Genomic DNA, 412 nt, shown 5'->3' with positions numbered 1-412 from the left:
GGATAAATCACTAGTACCTGACTTAAGCTTCAAAAGTGTTTATAGTCCAGACATACATTTCAACATCCATGATTGAGAGGCAGTAATGATCAGTTGGCCATCTTTGGTAAAACTCGACGGGGACGATGAGCTTATTTACGTCGCATCCGAACACGAATTTCAAGCAGAATGCTCAGACATGATCTTGGGCGAAGAGGATTACCTCATTGATTCAGTGGGCGATAGCTACTCGCTTGAATCAAGCTCAAATCAACTGTCTCTCACGAAACAACCTGAGCACTATTCAGTTGAAAGCGTGACCAACCTGATTCGAAATCACGAGTTCCAGAAGGCAGAAGTGTGCCTGATGAAGATCCATTTCCTGACAATCGAAGAAGCGATTCAATCTTTGGCTTTTGAGCCTCGTTAATAT

Annotated in this window: 1 protein-coding gene; it reads left to right on the top strand. The window is 43.0% G+C overall.

The window, feature by feature from the left end; genetic code table 11:
* Positions 1-85: 85 nt before the first annotated feature.
* Positions 86-409, top strand: a complete 324-nt coding sequence (locus AB4653_RS26300; RefSeq protein WP_009846192.1) for a DUF4144 domain-containing protein — start codon at positions 86-88, stop codon at positions 407-409.
* The last annotated feature ends 3 nt before the right edge of the window (positions 410-412 follow it).

Origin of the sequence: Vibrio sp. 10N.222.48.A3, assembly GCF_041475345.1 — a bacterium.
Lineage (GTDB): Bacteria > Pseudomonadota > Gammaproteobacteria > Enterobacterales > Vibrionaceae > Vibrio > Vibrio tasmaniensis_A.
Note: the sequence above shows the minus strand (reverse complement) of the source record. Positions and strands in the feature narration are given on the sequence as shown.

Bases quoted from the DNA above. Each gene is read 5' to 3' on its own strand.
- AB4653_RS26300 (WP_009846192.1), top strand. From the start codon at position 86: ATGATCAGTTGGCCATCTTTGGTAAAACTCGACGGGGACGATGAGCTT.